At 56.8% G+C, this 15,988-nt stretch carries 15 protein-coding genes, 1 tRNA gene and 1 pseudogene; 9 read left to right on the plus strand and 8 right to left on the minus strand.

From position 1 onward, the window contains the following. The first annotated feature begins 64 nt into the window (after positions 1 to 64). From ACJ8HT_RS15370 to ACJ8HT_RS15380, 3 genes are read left to right on the plus strand one after another with little or no spacing between them, the layout of a single operon-like run. Positions 65 to 1,330, plus strand: a complete 1,266-nt coding sequence (locus tag ACJ8HT_RS15370; protein WP_197653028.1) for a 4-aminobutyrate--2-oxoglutarate transaminase — start codon at positions 65 to 67, stop codon at positions 1,328 to 1,330. A gap of 12 nt (positions 1,331 to 1,342) precedes the next feature. Further along, positions 1,343 to 2,797 carry an NAD-dependent succinate-semialdehyde dehydrogenase gene (locus ACJ8HT_RS15375; protein WP_060451958.1) on the plus strand — a complete coding sequence of 485 codons (1,455 nt, stop codon included), beginning with the start codon at positions 1,343 to 1,345 and terminating at the stop codon, positions 2,795 to 2,797. A gap of 58 nt (positions 2,798 to 2,855) precedes the next feature. Beyond that, positions 2,856 to 4,097, plus strand: coding sequence for an aromatic amino acid transport family protein (locus tag ACJ8HT_RS15380; protein ID WP_197653027.1), 1,242 nt, complete (start codon positions 2,856 to 2,858; stop codon positions 4,095 to 4,097). A 73-nt stretch (positions 4,098 to 4,170) separates the two neighbouring features. On the opposite strand, the gene yfcF is transcribed toward ACJ8HT_RS15380, so the two are convergent. Beyond that, positions 4,171 to 4,806: a glutathione transferase gene (gene yfcF / locus ACJ8HT_RS15385; protein ID WP_197653026.1), complete on the minus strand. Its 636-nt coding sequence runs from the start codon at positions 4,804 to 4,806 to the stop codon at positions 4,171 to 4,173. A 170-nt stretch (positions 4,807 to 4,976) separates the two neighbouring features. Here yfcF and ACJ8HT_RS15390 point away from each other — a divergent pair, with 170 nt between their 5' ends. Then, a complete protein-coding gene (locus ACJ8HT_RS15390; RefSeq protein WP_194571759.1) occupies positions 4,977 to 5,693 on the plus strand; it encodes an HPP family protein in 717 nt (238 codons plus the stop codon). Here ACJ8HT_RS15390 and aac(6') read toward each other — a convergent pair whose 3' ends face one another. Next, a complete protein-coding gene (gene aac(6'), locus ACJ8HT_RS15395; RefSeq protein WP_197653025.1) occupies positions 5,694 to 6,134 on the minus strand; it encodes an aminoglycoside 6'-N-acetyltransferase in 441 nt (146 codons plus the stop codon). It abuts the gene before it with no gap. A 144-nt stretch (positions 6,135 to 6,278) separates the two neighbouring features. After that, positions 6,279 to 6,629: a hypothetical protein gene (locus ACJ8HT_RS15400; protein ID WP_197653024.1), complete on the minus strand. Its 351-nt coding sequence runs from the start codon at positions 6,627 to 6,629 to the stop codon at positions 6,279 to 6,281. A gap of 81 nt (positions 6,630 to 6,710) precedes the next feature. Between ACJ8HT_RS15400 and ACJ8HT_RS15405 the strand changes: the two genes are divergently transcribed. Together ACJ8HT_RS15405 and ACJ8HT_RS15410 are read left to right on the plus strand one after the other, a co-directional pair. After that, positions 6,711 to 7,397 (plus strand): helix-turn-helix transcriptional regulator, encoded by a 687-nt coding sequence (locus ACJ8HT_RS15405; protein WP_126180413.1) that lies wholly within the window; start codon positions 6,711 to 6,713, stop codon positions 7,395 to 7,397. Between the two features lie 940 nt (positions 7,398 to 8,337). After that, positions 8,338 to 8,769, plus strand: coding sequence for a hypothetical protein (locus ACJ8HT_RS15410; RefSeq protein WP_197653023.1), 432 nt, complete (start codon positions 8,338 to 8,340; stop codon positions 8,767 to 8,769). On the opposite strand, the pseudogene ACJ8HT_RS15415 reads toward ACJ8HT_RS15410, so the two are convergent. Then, a pseudogene (locus ACJ8HT_RS15415) lies at positions 8,699 to 9,327 on the minus strand (tyrosine-type recombinase/integrase); the annotation flags it as partial. The gene ACJ8HT_RS15410 and the pseudogene ACJ8HT_RS15415 sit on opposite strands and share 71 nt — an antisense overlap. A 530-nt stretch (positions 9,328 to 9,857) precedes the next feature. On the opposite strand from ACJ8HT_RS15415, the gene ACJ8HT_RS15420 reads away from it, so the two are divergent. Continuing rightward, positions 9,858 to 10,505, plus strand: coding sequence for a hypothetical protein (locus ACJ8HT_RS15420; RefSeq protein ID WP_197653022.1), 648 nt, complete (start codon positions 9,858 to 9,860; stop codon positions 10,503 to 10,505). Beyond that, positions 10,468 to 10,689 carry a hypothetical protein gene (locus ACJ8HT_RS15425; protein WP_197653021.1) on the plus strand — a complete coding sequence of 74 codons (222 nt, stop codon included), beginning with the start codon at positions 10,468 to 10,470 and terminating at the stop codon, positions 10,687 to 10,689. The genes ACJ8HT_RS15420 and ACJ8HT_RS15425 overlap by 38 nt, the downstream gene beginning before the upstream one ends. Positions 10,690 to 10,795: 106 nt before the next feature. Here the strand turns inward: ACJ8HT_RS15425 and ACJ8HT_RS15430 are convergent. Continuing rightward, positions 10,796 to 10,871 (minus strand) — tRNA-Ile (locus tag ACJ8HT_RS15430). Positions 10,872 to 11,017: 146 nt separating this feature from the next. Between ACJ8HT_RS15430 and mug the strand changes: the two genes are divergently transcribed. After that, positions 11,018 to 11,506 carry a G/U mismatch-specific DNA glycosylase gene (mug, locus tag ACJ8HT_RS15435; protein WP_197653020.1) on the plus strand — a complete coding sequence of 163 codons (489 nt, stop codon included), beginning with the start codon at positions 11,018 to 11,020 and terminating at the stop codon, positions 11,504 to 11,506. A gap of 74 nt (positions 11,507 to 11,580) precedes the next feature. Here mug and rpoD read toward each other — a convergent pair whose 3' ends face one another. From rpoD to rpsU, 3 genes are all read right to left on the minus strand, one after another. Continuing rightward, positions 11,581 to 13,422, minus strand: coding sequence for an RNA polymerase sigma factor RpoD (gene rpoD / locus ACJ8HT_RS15440; RefSeq protein ID WP_038879518.1), 1,842 nt, complete (start codon positions 13,420 to 13,422; stop codon positions 11,581 to 11,583). A 157-nt stretch (positions 13,423 to 13,579) separates the two neighbouring features. Continuing rightward, on the minus strand, positions 13,580 to 15,328 hold the full coding sequence (dnaG, locus tag ACJ8HT_RS15445; RefSeq protein WP_025304325.1) for a DNA primase: 1,749 nt from the start codon (positions 15,326 to 15,328) through the stop codon (positions 13,580 to 13,582). A 136-nt stretch (positions 15,329 to 15,464) separates the two neighbouring features. Beyond that, entirely contained in the window at positions 15,465 to 15,680 is a 216-nt protein-coding gene (rpsU, locus tag ACJ8HT_RS15450; RefSeq protein ID WP_001144069.1) for a 30S ribosomal protein S21, read from the minus strand. Between the last annotated feature and the right edge of the window lie 308 nt (positions 15,681 to 15,988).

Genomic DNA, 15,988 nt, shown 5'->3' on the forward strand with positions numbered 1-15,988 from the left:
ATAAACGGCATTGTTTCACGAATGTGAACGAAACGTGTAACTGGCACCGACCGGAGAAAACAGCATGAAAAACGCAGAATTGAACCAACGCCGTCAGGACGCCACCCCGCGCGGAGTGGGCGTGATGTGTGGTTTTTACGCCGAGCGCGCAGAGAACGCCACGTTGTGGGATGTGGAAGGCAGAGAAGTGATCGATTTCGCCTCGGGGATCGCCGTGCTGAACACCGGCCATCGCCACCCGAAGGTGATCGCCGCGATTGAAAAGCAGCTGCAGGCCTTCACCCACACCGCCTATCAGATCGTTCCTTACGAAAGCTATGTCTCGTTGGCGGAGCGCATCAATCAGCGCGCGCCGATCGCCGGCCCGTGTAAAACCGCCTTCTTCACCACCGGCGCGGAAGCGGTGGAAAACGCGGTGAAGATCGCCCGCGCTTACACCGGCCGCCCGGGGTTGATCACCTTCGGCGGCGGTTTTCACGGCCGCACCTATATGACCATGGCGCTGACCGGCAAAGTGGCGCCTTACAAACTGGGCTTTGGCCCATTCCCCGGCTCGGTGTTCCACGGCCAGTACCCGAATGCGCTGTACGGCGTGACCACCGAAGACGCGATGAACAGCCTGGATCGCCTGTTTAAAGCGGATATCGATCCCAAGCAGGTGGCGGCCATTGTGCTGGAGCCGGTGCAGGGCGAAGGCGGCTTCAACGTGGCGCCGGCCGAATTCATGCAGGCGCTGCGCGCGCTGTGCGATCAGCACGGCATCCTGCTGATCGCTGACGAAGTACAGACCGGCTTCGCCCGTACCGGCAAGCTGTTCGCCATGGAGCACTACAGCGTTAAACCGGATCTGATCACCATGGCGAAAAGCCTGGCGGGCGGCATGCCGCTGTCGGCGGTGGCGGGCCGCGCCGAGGTGATGGACGCGCCGGCGCCGGGTGGGCTGGGCGGTACCTATGCCGGTAACCCGCTGGCGGTGGCCGCGGCGCATGCGGTGCTGGACGTGATCGACGAAGAGCAGCTGTGCCAGCGCGCCCAGCGTTTGGGGCAGCACCTGGTGGAAGTGTTGCAGCAGGCGCGCAAAACCAGCCCGGCGATCGCCGATGTGCGCGCGCAAGGCTCGATGGTGGCGGTGGAGTTCAACGATCCGGCCACCGGCAAACCTTCGGCGGAGATCACCCGTCAGGTGCAGCAGAAGGCGATGGAAGAAGGGCTGCTGCTGCTGAGCTGCGGCGTGAACGGCAACGTGATTCGCTTCCTGTACCCGCTGACCATCCCGGACGATCAGTTCACCAAGGCGATGGGCATCCTGTCTCGCGCGCTGGCCCACTAAGGAGCGAACGGCATGAAATTGAACAATCCTGAGCTGCTGCGCAGCCAGTGTCTGATCAACGGCGAATGGTGCGATGCCCTGAGCGGCAAGCGCGAAGCGGTGATCAACCCGGCCACCGGCGCCGAACTGGCCAGCATTCCGCTGGTCAGCGAAGAGGAAACCCAGCAAGCGATCGCGGCGGCGCAGCGGGCGCAAAACGAGTGGAAACAGCTGACCGCTAAGCAGCGTTCCGCACTGCTGTTGGCCTGGGCCGACAAGGTGCTGGCCGCGCAGGAAGATCTGGCGCAGCTGATGACCGCCGAGCAGGGCAAATCGCTGGCGGAAGCGCGCGGCGAAGTGGCGTACGCCGCGTCGTTCATCACCTGGTTCGCCGAAGAGGCCAAGCGGGTGGACGGCGCGGTATTGCAGGCGCCGCAGGCTTCGCAGCGCCTGGTGGTGGTGAAGCAGCCGATCGGTGTGTGCGCGGCCATCACCCCGTGGAATTTCCCGGCGGCGATGATCACCCGCAAGGTGGCGCCGGCGCTGGCGGCCGGTTGCGCCATCATCGTCAAACCGGCTGAGCAAACGCCGTTGACCGCGCTGGCGCTGGCTAAGCTGGCGCAGGACGCCGGCATTCCCGCCGGCGTTTTGCAGGTGGTGACCGGGGAAGCGGCGCAGGTGGGCAAGGTGCTGTGCGACAGCCCGGTGGTGCGCAAGCTGAGCTTTACCGGTTCGACCGAGGTCGGCCGCATCCTGATGGCGCAGTGCGCGCCGAGCATCAAGAAACTGTCGCTGGAGCTGGGTGGTAACGCGCCGGTCATCGTGTTCGACGACGCCAATCTGGACGCGGCGGTGGCGGGCATCATGGCCTCCAAGTTCCGCAACAGCGGCCAGACCTGCGTCTGCGCCAACCGCATCTACGTGCAGGACGGCATCTACGAGCGGCTGGTGGAAAAACTGGTGGCGGCGGTCGAGCAGCTGAAAGTCGGCGACGGCAGCCAGGAAGGCACCACCCAGGGGCCGCTGATCGACAGCGATGCGGTGGCGAAGGTGCAGAGCCATATCGACGACGCGCTGATCAAAGGGGCGCAGATCGCCACCGGCGGCCAGCCGCACGCGCTGGGCGGCACCTTCTTCCAGCCGACGGTGGTGACCGGCGTAACGCAGAAGATGCGCTTCGCCAAAGAAGAGACCTTCGGGCCGGTGGCGCCGCTGTTCCGTTTCCATGACGAGGCGGAAGCCATCGCCATGGCCAACGACACCGAATTCGGCCTGGCCGCCTACCTGTTCACGCAGAACGCCGCGCGCCAGTGGCGCGTGCCGGAAGCGCTGGAGTACGGCATGGTCGGCATTAACACCGGGTTGATTTCCAACGAAGTGGCGCCGTTCGGCGGCGTGAAACAGTCAGGGCTCGGGCGTGAAGGATCGCGCTACGGGATAGAAGAATATCTGGAGCTGAAATACCTGTGTATCGATGTGAGCTGTTGAGCGTCAGGACGTTAACCCATCCCGGCGGCCAGCGTCGCCGGGCGATAAAGGATGATGCATGTCTGATAATATCTCTGTTTCTCCGGCGCTTGGCGCCGGGGTGCGAGCACCTGCACCCGCCAAATCGTTAAGTTTCCTCGAAGGGGTGGCGATGATCGTCGGCACCAACATCGGCGCCGGGGTGCTCTCCATCGCCTACGCTTCCAGCAAGGCCGGTTTCCTGCCGCTGCTGTTCTGGCTGGTGCTGGTGGGGAGCCTGACCACCATCACTATGCTGTACGTCGCTGAATCCACGCTGCGCACCCGCGCGCATCTGCAGCTGAGCGGGTTGGCGAAGCGCTACGTCGGCGGCCTGGGCGCCTGGCTGATGTTCGCTTCGGTGTGCGTCAACAGCGTCGGGGCGCTTACCGCCTACATGACAGGCAGCGGCAAGCTGCTGCAATCGCTGTTTGGCATCTCGCCGGCGCTGGGCAGCCTGCTGTTCTTCGTGCCCGCCGCCGGCGTGCTGTACCTCGGTCTGAAAGCGATCGGCCGCGGCGAGAAGTTCATCAGCATCGGCATGGTGGTGATGCTGACCGCGTTAGTGGCGGCAACGATGCTGAAAGACACCACCCAGATGCGCAACCTGCTGGACGGTGACTGGCGCTATATGGTGCCGGTGTTCAACGTGGTGGTGTTCTGCTTCTCGGCGCAGTACATCGTGCCGGAAATGGCGCGCGGCTTTGCCGACAAGCCTGAGCAACTGCCGAAGGCGATCATCGTCGGTATGGTGGTGACCTTCATTTTGCTGGCGGCGGTGCCGATGTCGGTGATCGCGCTCAGCGGGCTGGATGACATCTCTGACGTGGCTACCATCTCCTGGGGCCAGGCGCTGGGGCAGTGGGCGTTCTTCTCCGCCAACATCTTCGCGCTGTGCGCGATGCTGACCTCGTACTGGGGATTGGGCGGCAGCTTCCTGACCAATATTTTCGACAAGTTCCGGCTGGGCAACGACGAGCTGCCGCTGCGCCGCTTCGGCGTGCTGCTGCTGGTGGTGGTGCCGCCGTTCGTGCTGGCCTACAGCGGGCTGGTGTCGTTCGTCAACGCGCTCTACTTCGCCGGGGTGTTCAGCGGAGTGATCCTGTCGATCATGCCGATGCTGATCCTGCGCGGCGCGCGCAAACATGGCGACCAGACCCCGCGCTGGCAGTGCAACTGGATCACGCACCCGCTGCTGCAGATCAGCATTGTGTTGCTGTACCTGGCCAGCGCGGTGTACGCCATCGCTTCATTGTTAGGCTATCTGCCCTCTGGATGGTGATTTGCCTTCCCTCAAGCAGTGATGTTGTTTCTCGGCATTGAGAACGGCGGCGTCGTGGCCGCCGATTTTTTTCTCAGGCTCGCCGCTTTGCCGACAACGCCAGCCAGGCCTGCACCGACAGGCGTTGCCACTGCTTGTGCGCATAGTGGCGCACGCGCTCCGGCACCGGATCGCCGTGCATCACCAGCCGGTTGAGCATCAGCGCCAGATCGGTGTCGGCGATGCACCACTCCCTGAACAGATTGTCCTGCCCGTGGCTCAGCAGCTTTTCCACGGCGGCGATCAGCTTGCGCGCGGCCTCCTGCGCGGCTTCGGACAGCGGCGGGAACTTGCCGTTGTTGAATACCACCTCGGTCGAGCGCTCGGCGCGGATCGATAGCAGATCGCTGCGTAGCCAGGCCTGGATCTCGCGCGCCTTGGCGCGCAGCTTCACGTCGCGCGGGTACACGGCGTGGGCCGGGTGGATGTCTTCCAGGTATTCGGCGATCGCCGAAGACTCTGAGAGCTGAAACTCGCCGATCGCCAGCGTCGGCACCCGGCGGGTGAGCGACAGCGCCGCGTAGGCCGCCTCTTTGTTCTCTTCTTTCGCCAGATCCACCGGTTTCACGGTGAACGGAATGCCTTTTTCCGTCAGCACGACAAAGGCGGACATGGCGTACGGGCTGAAAAATTCACTGTCGGTATAAAGCTCGGTGATCGGTTGAGACATCGGTGGTTCCTCGGGGTTAAGGGGGGAACATTCATCATTGTCGAGGGGAGGCTAAAAATCAATCTGTTAGCTAAAAGTTCTTGGGCGGCGCGGTTTCCGGGGCCGTGAGCTCCCTCAGGATGATGTGATATATTTGTTGCCAACACGTGAATCGAGCCGTATTGGGTAACATGAAGACGCAGTGGATAGAACGAGTAAAAGTGGGATGCGCACGCCTGTGGCCGCACCCGCTGGCGGTGGGCAAGCGAGAGATGCTGATTTCCAGCGTCGGCGCCGGTTTGGGGCTGATGCTCGCCGGCTGGATCAGCCACTTTATTTTGGGCGAGGTGAACCTGTGGTTTATCGCGCCGATGGGCGCCTCGGCGGTGCTGCTGTTCGGCGTGCCTAACAGCCCGCTGGCGCAGCCCTGGTCGATCGTCGGCGGCAATGCGCTGGCGGCGACGGTGGGTGTCAGCGCCGGTCTGCTGATCCCCGATCCGGGCCTGGCCTGCGGCATAGCGGCGGCGGTGGCCATTGGCCTGATGTTCAAGCTGCGCTGCCTGCATCCCCCGGGTGGCGCGGTGGCGCTAACCGCCATCCTCGGCGGCCCCGGCATTCACCAGATGGGCTACCACTTCGTGCTGTACCCGGTGCTGCTAAACTCGGTGCTGTTGGCGGCGCTGGCCATTCTGTTCAATAACCTGGCCGGGCGACGCTACCCGCACGCGCTGGCGCCGGCGGAGGCCAAACCGGCCAATCTGCCGATCGATGCCGTTGCCATCACCCGCGCCGATCTGCACGAGGCGCTGATGGAGGGGGATCTGTTCGATATTGACGAGGACGACCTGCAGGAGCTCCTGCTGCGCGCCGAGCAACTGGCGCATCAGCGGCAAAGCAAGACCGCCTGATCAGTCCAGCGTTTTGCGGTAAAACACCACCCGCTCCGTTTCGGCAAAGCCCAGCGCCGCATGCAGGCGCTGGGAGTCCAGATTGGCGATGTCGGTATCCGACGCCAGCTCGCTGCACCCCTGCTGCTTCGCCCACTCCTGCACCTGTGCGATTAAGCGCGCGGCCCAGCCCTGGCGGCGCGCGCGCTCGACGGTATAAATCCCTTCCAAAAACGCCACCGGTGACGATTCGCAGCCGTTGACGTAATCGTAGCGCAGCGCCACCTCGGCAAAGCCAACGAAAGCGCCGTCCAGCCCCCGCGCCATAAACGCGGTGTGGTGCGGCGAAGCCAGTATCTCGCGCATTTCCGCGCGGTGATCTTCAGGCGAGCTGGAGGGCCACAGCGCGGTGCGCAGCGCCAGCCAGGCGTCGAGGTTGTCGTGGTCGCAGATGACGATCATGCGGGGGCCTTAGCGGTGATTTTTGTTACCCGCGAGCGTAGCAGGTCTCGGCGCGCAAGCTCAATCTCTCCATCGCTATCTCGCCATTTCTCTCACTTATGATAATGATCGTCGTGTTCATGAGGCCGCCGGAGACCGGTGTGCTTATCGAATAACGAGTGGAACGCACATTAACGTTCCAAAGTGCATGCTCTCCGGCTCGATAAGGCTAAGGAAGCTTTCGCAATGTGATTGGCCATGCCAACTGGTACAGATGGCCTGCGACTGTGCATAGTTTTCTGCAATGGCCACATCGACGAAAACGTCTCCGTCCAGTTTAAGTAAATACTGATGTAGCCAACCAGGTTGCGCAGACAGATGATGTTGCACCATTTGGCAATAGGCCGCGTACATCTTCTCTTCGGTAACGCCTTTTCTTAGCCTGAAGCGGCCCAGTTCGACGCCATGGCCGGCACTGGCGGGGGAATATGCTGTTATGTGATTAGGGGATGTCATGGTAATTTTTCCAGTAATGGGTGAGTGACTATCATAGGCCGCGACCCTGCCAATTTTTGTCAGGGGTGTCGGAGGCATTCAGTGAGAACCGTCAGGTTATTTTCAATACTCGAGCAACTGCGCGGCAGACAACGCCCGGTTTCGGCGGAGTTTCTGGCCCAGACGCTGGATGTTTCGGTGCGAACCATCTATCGAGATATGAGCACGTTGCAGGCGATGGGTGCTCCGATCCGCGGCGAGTCTGGATTGGGGTACCAGCTGGAAAAGGGGTATTTCTTGCCGCCGCTGCATTTTGACGCTAACGAACTGGAGGCCATAATACTGGGCACTCGTCTGATTGCGGCTCGTGGTGATGCGCAGCTGGGTGAAGCGGCACGTCGCGTTTCAGCCAAAATAGGTGCCATGTTGGATGACGATGCGAAGAAACGTTACGAGGATATGCCATTGCGCGCCGTCTCGCGCAGGACTCTGGAGTATGAACTGGCCGACAGGTATCTGGAGCCATTGCGCGTGGCTATTCGAGGCAGAAAGCGGTTGGCCGTCCGCTATCGCGACCTTAAAGGTAATGAAAGCCGAAGAAATATCAGGCCATTAGGATTGACGATGTTTGACGCCGTATGGCTGCTGACCATATGGTGCGAGACCAAAGCCGATTTCCGCAATCTGCGCGTTGATGGCATTCTATCGTTGACGGACACCGGCGAACGTTTTCGACAGGAAAGAGGTAAACGTTTTGAAGATTATATTAAATCTTTACCGGCAGCATAGGCGCTATGGAGACGAATTTGGCGATAATGGCACGACGAGTCATTGTGTGGGCGGCACAGTAACGACGGACTGTTTAAATACCTGCCACTTGAGGGCAGTGGGTAGACTCGTACCGCCACTGTGAACAAGAAATAAAAAAAGCCACTTCGAGAAAAGTGGCTTTTTTATATGATTTTAAAGCTAAAATTTGGTGGCCCCTGTTGGGTTTGAACCAACGACCAAGCGATTATGAGTTCCTACCCAAATGACATAAAATCAATGATTTATTATAATTATCATTGACATAGCTTGCCACTGTTAACCATCGGTTTGCCATTTTTAGCCGTTTCTATCGCCACTTTATCGCCATTAATAGTTTGTTCATATTTTTATGTTCAGTCGATTGATTTGATGAGATTTAACCCCCATTTAATCAATGGCCGTATCTTGTTCTGAACGCTAACCCGGCCTTGAAGATGGCGTAAAGGTAGCTTCTTTCATGTCCAGGAGAATCGGATATGAAATCGAAGCGTACATCTCACCGCAACACAAATAATAACGGTAAAGGCAAATCCCGTAAGAAGGCTTGTAACAAACCTGTCCAGAATGTAGACAAGATAGAAAAATGCACAAAATATATGCGTTTTTTCTATTGGTTGTTCAGGTTGTATCAACTTTTCTTTGGTAGCGACAGTGACTCACTCGGCAGTCGGTCATTGTTCCTTTACCTTAAGGAGGCGCTTAAGGCACTGATTACAAAACACTCAAACTGAGTCGGAACTGTCAAAATCACTTTTACGTTGGAGATTTTATGCGTAAAAAAAATCATCTATTTCATTACATTACAGTAATTTAACGCCTTTTTAATCATGGAGGAAGTCTGCCATTCCTCCTGATAGTTTGCAGCAGATGGAGCAGCATTTTGTGCAAACAGGGTAGCGGATAGAAGGGATTCAAGCAGATGGATGATATGAACTTTGAAGCACTGCCTCCTCAGCAGTTGTACGATATGGCTGTTCAGGTATTAGATAGCTCTGATGCTTCTAAACTACCGGATGCCACCTTGCAGATGCTGCGTAACGCAAAAGCAAGAGCCCTGAGAAATGGAGCTATAGCTTCGCCAAATGATAAAGGCGAAGAGGCTGCAAAAGCGCTGAGCTTACGTGAGCGTGTTCATAACGCAATACGTGAGATAGTCGAGGAAGAGCGAGCTTCGTTAGAGAAATTCATCAAAGTCATAGTGTATGATTTTACCTATACTCAATCTGCTTTCAGCAATGAAACGTCGGTATTAACGGCACCTACCTATCATTCCCCTTCTTTTAAGAAACCTCTGCTCGTGGAGTCGTATAAGTGGGCTCGTGCACCGCCATTTGTAGCGGATTTAGTCTAACCGCATCCTCTAAATGGTCAGGAGCAAAATGTGCATAACGCATTGTCATTTTTATATCTGTATGGCCGAGTACGTGTTGCAATACCAAAATATTACCACCATTCATCATAAAGTGACTGGCGAACGTATGTCGCAAAACGTGAGTCAACTGACCTGTTGGTAACTCGATGCTTGTCATTTCCAGCGGAGATCAGAACGCCCCATAACAATCACCAAACAACCGGCCTTTTTTATCATCAGGCAGAGACTCATAGAGCTCTTTCTCTTTGCTAATGGGAACGGTGCGGTTTTTTCTGCCTTTTGTGTTGGTGTATGTGATTTTGTATTTCGCGAGCTGGCTTTTTCTCAGACTCTCGGCCTCAGACCACCGTGCGCCAGTGGAGGGACAGATTCTTACCTCGGTTTTTAGCTCAGCACGGTCGTGTCTTTCATACTCTCCTGTTCGTAACACAACCTGATCTTGAGTTAACCAATCCATATCCATGTTGACTGCCTCTGTGCGTAAGAGCGAATATTTTTAAGTGGGTTGTCACCTTTCCATTCTCTGACATGATTCAGCCATTGAATAACATCTGAGAGCAGACAAATTAGCAACAAAGAATATGAATAACTCTTTCTACCTTATTCGGTCGAGCGCTACGAGGTCTGCACGAAGAGTTGCCAGTTACTCCTTCTGCGTACAGCCGGTGCATCATTAAGTCGTTTTATCTTATCAATCCCATACTAAAAACGGTAATTTTACGCTACGGATATGCGACTTTTATATATTGTTCAATAAATATACACTTGCGTGTGCATGTGTGACCTGTAAGGAACAACAGGTTGTTTTGAGATGAGAATTTGCTCGCGCACAGAACCTGTATAATACGCAATATGCGTGATGGCGGCATGATCGCACCTAAGTTTTTGTGAAGCTGGTATTCTGGTAGAGAATCCCCCCTTTGTCATCCATCAGCATAAAGAATGACCGGAAAAATCGGAAGGGTGGGGCGGTTATATTTCTGGCCACACTGAGACATTGGCTATTGGTAAGTGGCTTGCTATTTGGTTATTCTCTGACCTGGATATTTTTTGCTTAAGGGAATGTTATGGACGCTAAGCAAATAGCGAAAGGGATTGCGGAAGGAGTCGGATCGTTGCCGACAAGCCTTGGTTACAGCATGCGGAGAACGTGGGAAGGTTCTGGCGTTGTGGGCAGTAGCCTTAAGGAGCGGAATTTTAGGGAAACTGAACGGTTTGTCTCTTTGATTCGCTCCGCCGTTGATAAGCAAGAGCCAATACGGAAGTTGGTGATGATTGTCATCAACGATTTTTATGCAAAGCTCGATGCGGGCAGTAAGAGCGCTGTTGCAGGTGAGATTAACCGCGCAGAAGGGTTTATCGCGGGCCGTAGTGTGACACAATTTTTCATTGCCAATAAAATAGCCTCAAACATCATACGCAAGGCGAGCTACGGCCTTGTCTACAAGCGGTTTATCAAGTACAGCGCGACCGCCATACTGAACGTGGTTATGTTCCAAGGGATGATTGAGGAGGCCGCGCTCGCTTCCAGACGTATGCAGGTGAAATTTCCCAAAACGTTTTACAAGATAAGGGGCATGAATCTGGATATGGCGTATTTTCTCGTTGAGGGGTTCCTAGAGCCATATCTCATCTACATCAATAATTCTTCTAATCAGTTTTGCGCAGGTGTTAACCATGAGCTGGCTAAAATCCTTTCTTGTGAAGTTCGTTAAATTTGTTGGCCGGCAAACTGCTGACCTGGCTGAATCCATAGTCATTGGCCTGTTCTCTATAGCGGCATTTGTTGCCTTGTTCTGGTTTGATGAGTGGTGGAAATCTATCTCTGCGGCTATCGCGACCTTCTTTGCCGGCTTCCTGGTGAGTCTGGCTATAGGCTGGTTAAGAGGGGAAAGATAGCTGACAGTGCCGGCATACTGCCGCCATTTTGCCGCCACTGTGAGCACGAAATAAAAAAGCCACTTCGAGAAAAGTGGCTTTTTTATATGATTTTAAAGCTAAAATTTGGTGGCCCCTGTTGGGTTTGAACCAACGACCAAGCGATTATGAGTCGCCTGCTCTAACCACTGAGCTAAGGGGCCAAGCCGCGAGATTATAGGGAATCCTTAAGCGGCGGTCTACAGTTACCCGCCCGTATGTTGCTTTTCTGCACAGTTCTAGCCTGTTGTAATTGCTGGCGGATTTTGCGATAACCGCAGTAAATCCCTGTAATGGACTCACGACACTCATGGAACTTCTGGCGCCTAACCTGCGGGTGGTGTTTTGCGGCATCAACCCCGGCCTTTCTTCCGCCCATCAGGGCTACCCTTTCGCCAACGGCAGCAATCGCTTCTGGAAGGTGATCCATCAGGCCGGCTTTACCGAGCGCCAGCTGGCGCCGGAGCAGTGGCAGCAGCTGAAGGATAACGGCTGCGGCATTACCGCGCTGGTGGCGCGCCCGACGGTGGCGGCCAGCGAGCTGTCGCGCGACGAGCTGCGCAGCGGCGGCGAGGTGTTGCAAGAGAAGATCCTGCACTATCAGCCGCGCGCGCTGGCGATTTTGGGCAAGCAGGCGTTCACCACCGCCTTCGGGGTGAAAAACGCGCCCTGGGGCAAGCAGGCGCTGACGCTGGGGGAAACCGAGGTGTGGGTATTGCCTAACCCCAGCGGATTGAACCGCACCACGCTGGAGCAGCTTACCGCCAGCTATCGCGAGCTGTTCCTGGCGTTGCAATGAGGCGGCGGGGCGTATTCAGGGCATAAAAAAACCCCGGCAGGCCGGGGTTTTTGTTTTTGGTGCGGCAGCCGGACTTAGTCGTCCAGGAAGCTGCGCAGCACTTCGGAGCGGCTCGGGTGGCGCAGCTTGCGCAGCGCCTTGGCTTCGATCTGACGAATACGCTCACGGGTAACGTCAAACTGCTTGCCTACCTCTTCCAGCGTGTGGTCGGTGTTCATGTCGATGCCGAAACGCATGCGCAGCACTTTCGCTTCGCGCGCGGTCAGGCCGGCCAGCACGTCGTGAGTGGCGGAACGCAGGCTTTCCGAGGTCGCGGAGTCCAGCGGCAGCTCGAGGGTGGTATCCTCGATGAAGTCGCCCAAATGCGAATCTTCGTCGTCGCCGATCGGCGTTTCCATCGAGATTGGCTCTTTGGCGATCTTCAGTACCTTGCGGATCTTGTCTTCCGGCATCAGCATGCGCTCGGCCAGCTCTTCCGGCGTCGGCTCGCGGCCCATCTCTTGCAGCATCTGGCGCGAAATACGGTTGAGCTTGTTGATGGTCTCAATCATATGCACCGGAATACGGATGGTGCGCGCCTGGTCGGCGATGGAGCGGGTGATAGCCTGACGGATCCACCAGGTGGCGTACGTCGAGAACTTGTAGCCGCGGCGGTATTCGAACTTGTCTACCGCTTTCATCAGGCCGATGTTGCCTTCCTGGATCAGATCCAGGAACTGCAGGCCGCGGTTGGTGTATTTCTTGGCGATAGAAATAACCAGACGCAGGTTGGCCTCAACCATCTCTTTCTTCGCGCGGCGGGCTTTCGCTTCACCGATCGACATGCGACGGTTGATGTCTTTGACCTGCTCGATGGTCAGGCCGGTTTCTTCTTCGATCTGACGCAGTTTCTGCAGGCTGCGCTGCACGTCTTCAGCCACGTCTTTCAGCTTTTCCGACCATGGCTTGGCCATCGCCAGCGCGGCTTCGAACCAGGAATCGCTGGTTTCGTTGCCGGCGAACAGGGTGACGAAGTTTTTCTTCGGCATTTTGCACTGTTCAACGCACAGCTTCATGATGATGCGTTCCTGGGTGCGAACGCGGTCCATCATGGTGCGCATGCTGTTGACCAGGAAGTCGAACTGCTTCGGCACCAGGCGGAACTGCTTGAACACTTCAGACAGCTTCAGGATCTCGTCCGCGGCGCTGGCGTGGCTGCGGCCGTTCTTTTTGATTACCAGACGCGTCGCTTCGTACTGATCGCGCAGTTCGGCGAACTTCTGACGCGCCAGCTCAGGATCGATGCTGTTGTCGTCTTCGGTATCGTCGTCTTCAGCATCCTCATCTTCGTCGTCGTCGTCTTGCTCTTCGCTCGACAGTTCAGAACCGATGTGGGTGGCGGTTGGGGCGATGTCCTCTTCCGCGTTAGGATCGACGAAGCCGGTGATCAGATCGGACAGGCGCGCTTCGCCCGCTTCGACGCGATCGTACTGCTCAAGCAGGTAGGTAATGGCTTCCGGGTATTCGGCAACCGAGCACTGCACCTGGTTAATGCCGTCTTCGATGCGCTTGGCGATGTCGATTTCGCCTTCGCGCGTCAGCAGTTCGACGGTACCCATTTCGCGCATGTACATGCGCACCGGGTCGGTGGTGCGGCCGATTTCGGATTCCACGCTGGACAGAACCTGTGCGGCGGCTTCTTCCGCATCTTCGTCCGTGCTGTTCGAGTTTTCGGCGAGCAGCAGGTCATCGGCGTCCGGTGCTTCTTCCATCACCTGGATGCCCATGTCGTTAATCATCTGGATGATGTCTTCGATCTGATCGGAGTCGACGATATCTTCCGGCAGATGGTCATTGACCTCAGCATAGGTCAGATAGCCTTGCTCCTTACCACGGGTGACAAGTAGCTTCAGCTGTGACTGCGGGTTTTGCTCCATAAGACGGTATCCACACTTCAGAGTATTTAGGTTGGTGTCGGTCGGCGAAACCGCCAACAATAGCATTTGGGGCGTTTTCGTTATCGCCGCGGCCCACTATGGCGGCACTGTGCAGGGCTCTGCCCTCGCAATTATCGGCACTTAAGCCGTTTGGTATTCAGTTTTTCTTCGCTAAAACCTGGTTGAGAGAACGGACTTCTTCACGTTCCTCCGGGCTCAGGCCGCGCGTTCTGGCCTGGGCGATCAGCGTTTCCAGCCGTTGCTCGAGCACCGAGTCGTACAGGCTGGCCAACGTATCCAAAAAGGTCTGTTCGACCATGTCCTCAACGATCATATGGTTCCATGTCGCCAAGGTTTCAAGCTGCTGGCTGAATTTGTTGTCGCGATACAGCTCCAGCAATTGCCCGGTCGTCAGGCCCGGCTGTGCCAAACAGGTCTGCACCAGTTCGACGAACAGCGGCAATCCCGCCTGTTTGGTCTGCTCCAACCCTTCAAGCGAAGGGATAAGTGTAGCCAACTGCGGATTTTGCACCAGCAACCCTATCAGTATACGCATGGTTGTGCGTTTTAGCTGGGGCGCCTGATAAGGATTCGCATTTTCCGCCTGCTTGGGCATCAGCTTGTCGAGCTGGCTGTCGTCCAGCAGCCCCAGCTTGTTGCCGAGCTCCTGGCGCAGGTACAAGCGCAACGTTTCGCCCGGCACCTGAGTAATCAGCGGCAGCGCCAGCGTGCTCAGCTTGGCGCGCCCGTCCGGGCTGCTCAGATCCACCTGCGGCAGCAGGCTTTCGAACAGGAACGTGGACAGCGGCTGCGCCTGCTCCATTCGCTGTTCGAAGGCTTCTTTGCCTTCCTTGCGCACCAGGGTGTCCGGATCTTCGCCGTCGGGCAAAAACATGAACCGCAGCTGGCGCCCGTCGTTCAGGTACGGCAGCGCGGTTTCCAGCGCCCGCCATGCCGCCTCGCGGCCGGCGCGGTCGCCGTCGTAACAGCAGACGACGTTGTCGGTGGCGCGGAACAGCAGCTGAATGTGTTCAGCCGTCGTCGAGGTTCCGAGCGAGGCGACGGCATAATCGATGCCGAATTGCGCCAACGCCACCACGTCCATATACCCTTCCACCACCAGCAGCCGCTGGAGGGTAGGGTGGTTCTGCTGCGCTTCATACAGGCCGTACAGCTGGCGGCCCTTATGGAAAACTTCGGTTTCCGGTGAGTTCAGGTACTTCGGCATACCGTCACCCAATACGCGGCCGCCGAAGGCGATCACGCGCCCGCGCTTGTCGCGGATGGGGAACATCACCCGTTCACGGAAACGGTCGTACGAACGCCCCTGATCGTTAGTCACCAGCATGCCGGCATCGTTCAATGCGCGGCGCGAGTCGGCGTCGCGGCCGAAACGCTTCAGGGCGTTGTCCCATCCCGCCGGCGCGAAGCCGATGGCGAAATGGCGAATAACGTCGTCACTTAATCCGCGCTGCTGCAAATAGCTGCGCGCCGGTGCCCCGGAGGACTGCTGCAGTGACTGTTGATAGAACGCGCTGAGCTGTTCCATCAGTTGGTACAGGCTCTGGCGCTGATGGCGTTCGATCTGGGTTGGCCCGGTGCCCGCTTCGTAAGGCACTTCCAGCCCGTGCATGGTCGCCAGCTCTTCGATGGTTTCGACAAACTCGAGTCGGTCGTAATTCATCAAAAAATCGACGGCGTTGCCGTGCGCACCACACCCAAAACAGTGATAAAACTGCTTTTCGCCATTAACGGTAAAGGAAGGCGTCTTTTCGTGGTGGAACGGACAGCACGCGTGGTAGTTCTTGCCTTGCTTCTTGAGCTTCACGCGGGCGTCGATCAGGTCGACGATGTCGGTGCGAGCCAGCAAGTCATTGATAAATACGCGCGGAATTCGTCCAGCCATAAGCCCTTACTTCATTAGCCTATAAACGAGAACAAGCCGCGCATTCCTTTCGGAAAGCACGGCCTTCGTATGCAACTACTCGGTCTGCGCGATTTTGAAAATCAGAAATTCACGCGGTGGGGTTGCCCCCGAAGAATTAATACAGACGAGTGCGGCGTGCGTTTTCGCGAGCCAGTTTCTTCGCGTGACGTTTCACAGCAGAAGCTTTAGCGCGTTTACGTTCGGTAGTTGGTTTTTCATAAAACTCACGACGACGAACTTCAGCTAAAACACCCGCTTTTTCGCAAGAGCGTTTGAAACGACGCAGAGCAACGTCAAATGGCTCGTTTTCACGTACTTTAATTACCGGCATGTGCCTCTCACCTCAATAAAATTCGGTTTGTTGCTGGCCAAGCGCCAGCCTTTTCAAAATGGTGCGGAATTTTACTCCAATGGATGCTGCTTTGTAAAGCATCACCGCAAATTGAAACCCGCGTCGCTCTGCCGCAACGTGCGCAATTTTGCACCGGGCGCTGATTATAGACTAATCAGAAAAAAATGCTCGTGTTTAATCGCCAGGGCATTTTCTGGATGAATCATCGACATAGGTGCGAGCCGGTGACAAGATGCGCCGCGCTGGCGGTAAATGCGGCGGAATGTGGTAGACTGGCGGCCGCACGT

The organism is Serratia sp. CY44782 (assembly GCF_052168715.1).
In the GTDB taxonomy this organism is placed as follows: Bacteria; Pseudomonadota; Gammaproteobacteria; order Enterobacterales; family Enterobacteriaceae; genus Serratia; species Serratia nevei.

What these genes read in the sequence shown, in the direction of transcription:
- ACJ8HT_RS15370 (WP_197653028.1), top strand. Translation starts at nt 65, where the DNA reads ATGAAAAACGCAGAATTGAACCAACGCCGTCAGGACGCCACCCCGCGC.
- ACJ8HT_RS15375 (WP_060451958.1), top strand. Translation starts at nt 1,343, where the DNA reads ATGAAATTGAACAATCCTGAGCTGCTGCGCAGCCAGTGTCTGATCAAC.
- ACJ8HT_RS15380 (WP_197653027.1), top strand. Translation starts at nt 2,856, where the DNA reads ATGTCTGATAATATCTCTGTTTCTCCGGCGCTTGGCGCCGGGGTGCGA.
- yfcF (WP_197653026.1), bottom strand. Translation starts at nt 4,806, where the DNA reads ATGTCTCAACCGATCACCGAGCTTTATACCGACAGTGAATTTTTCAGC.
- ACJ8HT_RS15390 (WP_194571759.1), top strand. Translation starts at nt 4,977, where the DNA reads ATGAAGACGCAGTGGATAGAACGAGTAAAAGTGGGATGCGCACGCCTG.
- ACJ8HT_RS15400 (WP_197653024.1), bottom strand. Translation starts at nt 6,629, where the DNA reads ATGACATCCCCTAATCACATAACAGCATATTCCCCCGCCAGTGCCGGC.
- ACJ8HT_RS15410 (WP_197653023.1), top strand. Translation starts at nt 8,338, where the DNA reads ATGGATGATATGAACTTTGAAGCACTGCCTCCTCAGCAGTTGTACGAT.
- ACJ8HT_RS15420 (WP_197653022.1), top strand. Translation starts at nt 9,858, where the DNA reads ATGGACGCTAAGCAAATAGCGAAAGGGATTGCGGAAGGAGTCGGATCG.
- ACJ8HT_RS15425 (WP_197653021.1), top strand. Translation starts at nt 10,468, where the DNA reads ATGAGCTGGCTAAAATCCTTTCTTGTGAAGTTCGTTAAATTTGTTGGC.
- mug (WP_197653020.1), top strand. Translation starts at nt 11,018, where the DNA reads ATGGAACTTCTGGCGCCTAACCTGCGGGTGGTGTTTTGCGGCATCAAC.
- rpoD (WP_038879518.1), bottom strand. Translation starts at nt 13,422, where the DNA reads ATGGAGCAAAACCCGCAGTCACAGCTGAAGCTACTTGTCACCCGTGGT.
- dnaG (WP_025304325.1), bottom strand. Translation starts at nt 15,328, where the DNA reads ATGGCTGGACGAATTCCGCGCGTATTTATCAATGACTTGCTGGCTCGC.
- rpsU (WP_001144069.1), bottom strand. Translation starts at nt 15,680, where the DNA reads ATGCCGGTAATTAAAGTACGTGAAAACGAGCCATTTGACGTTGCTCTG.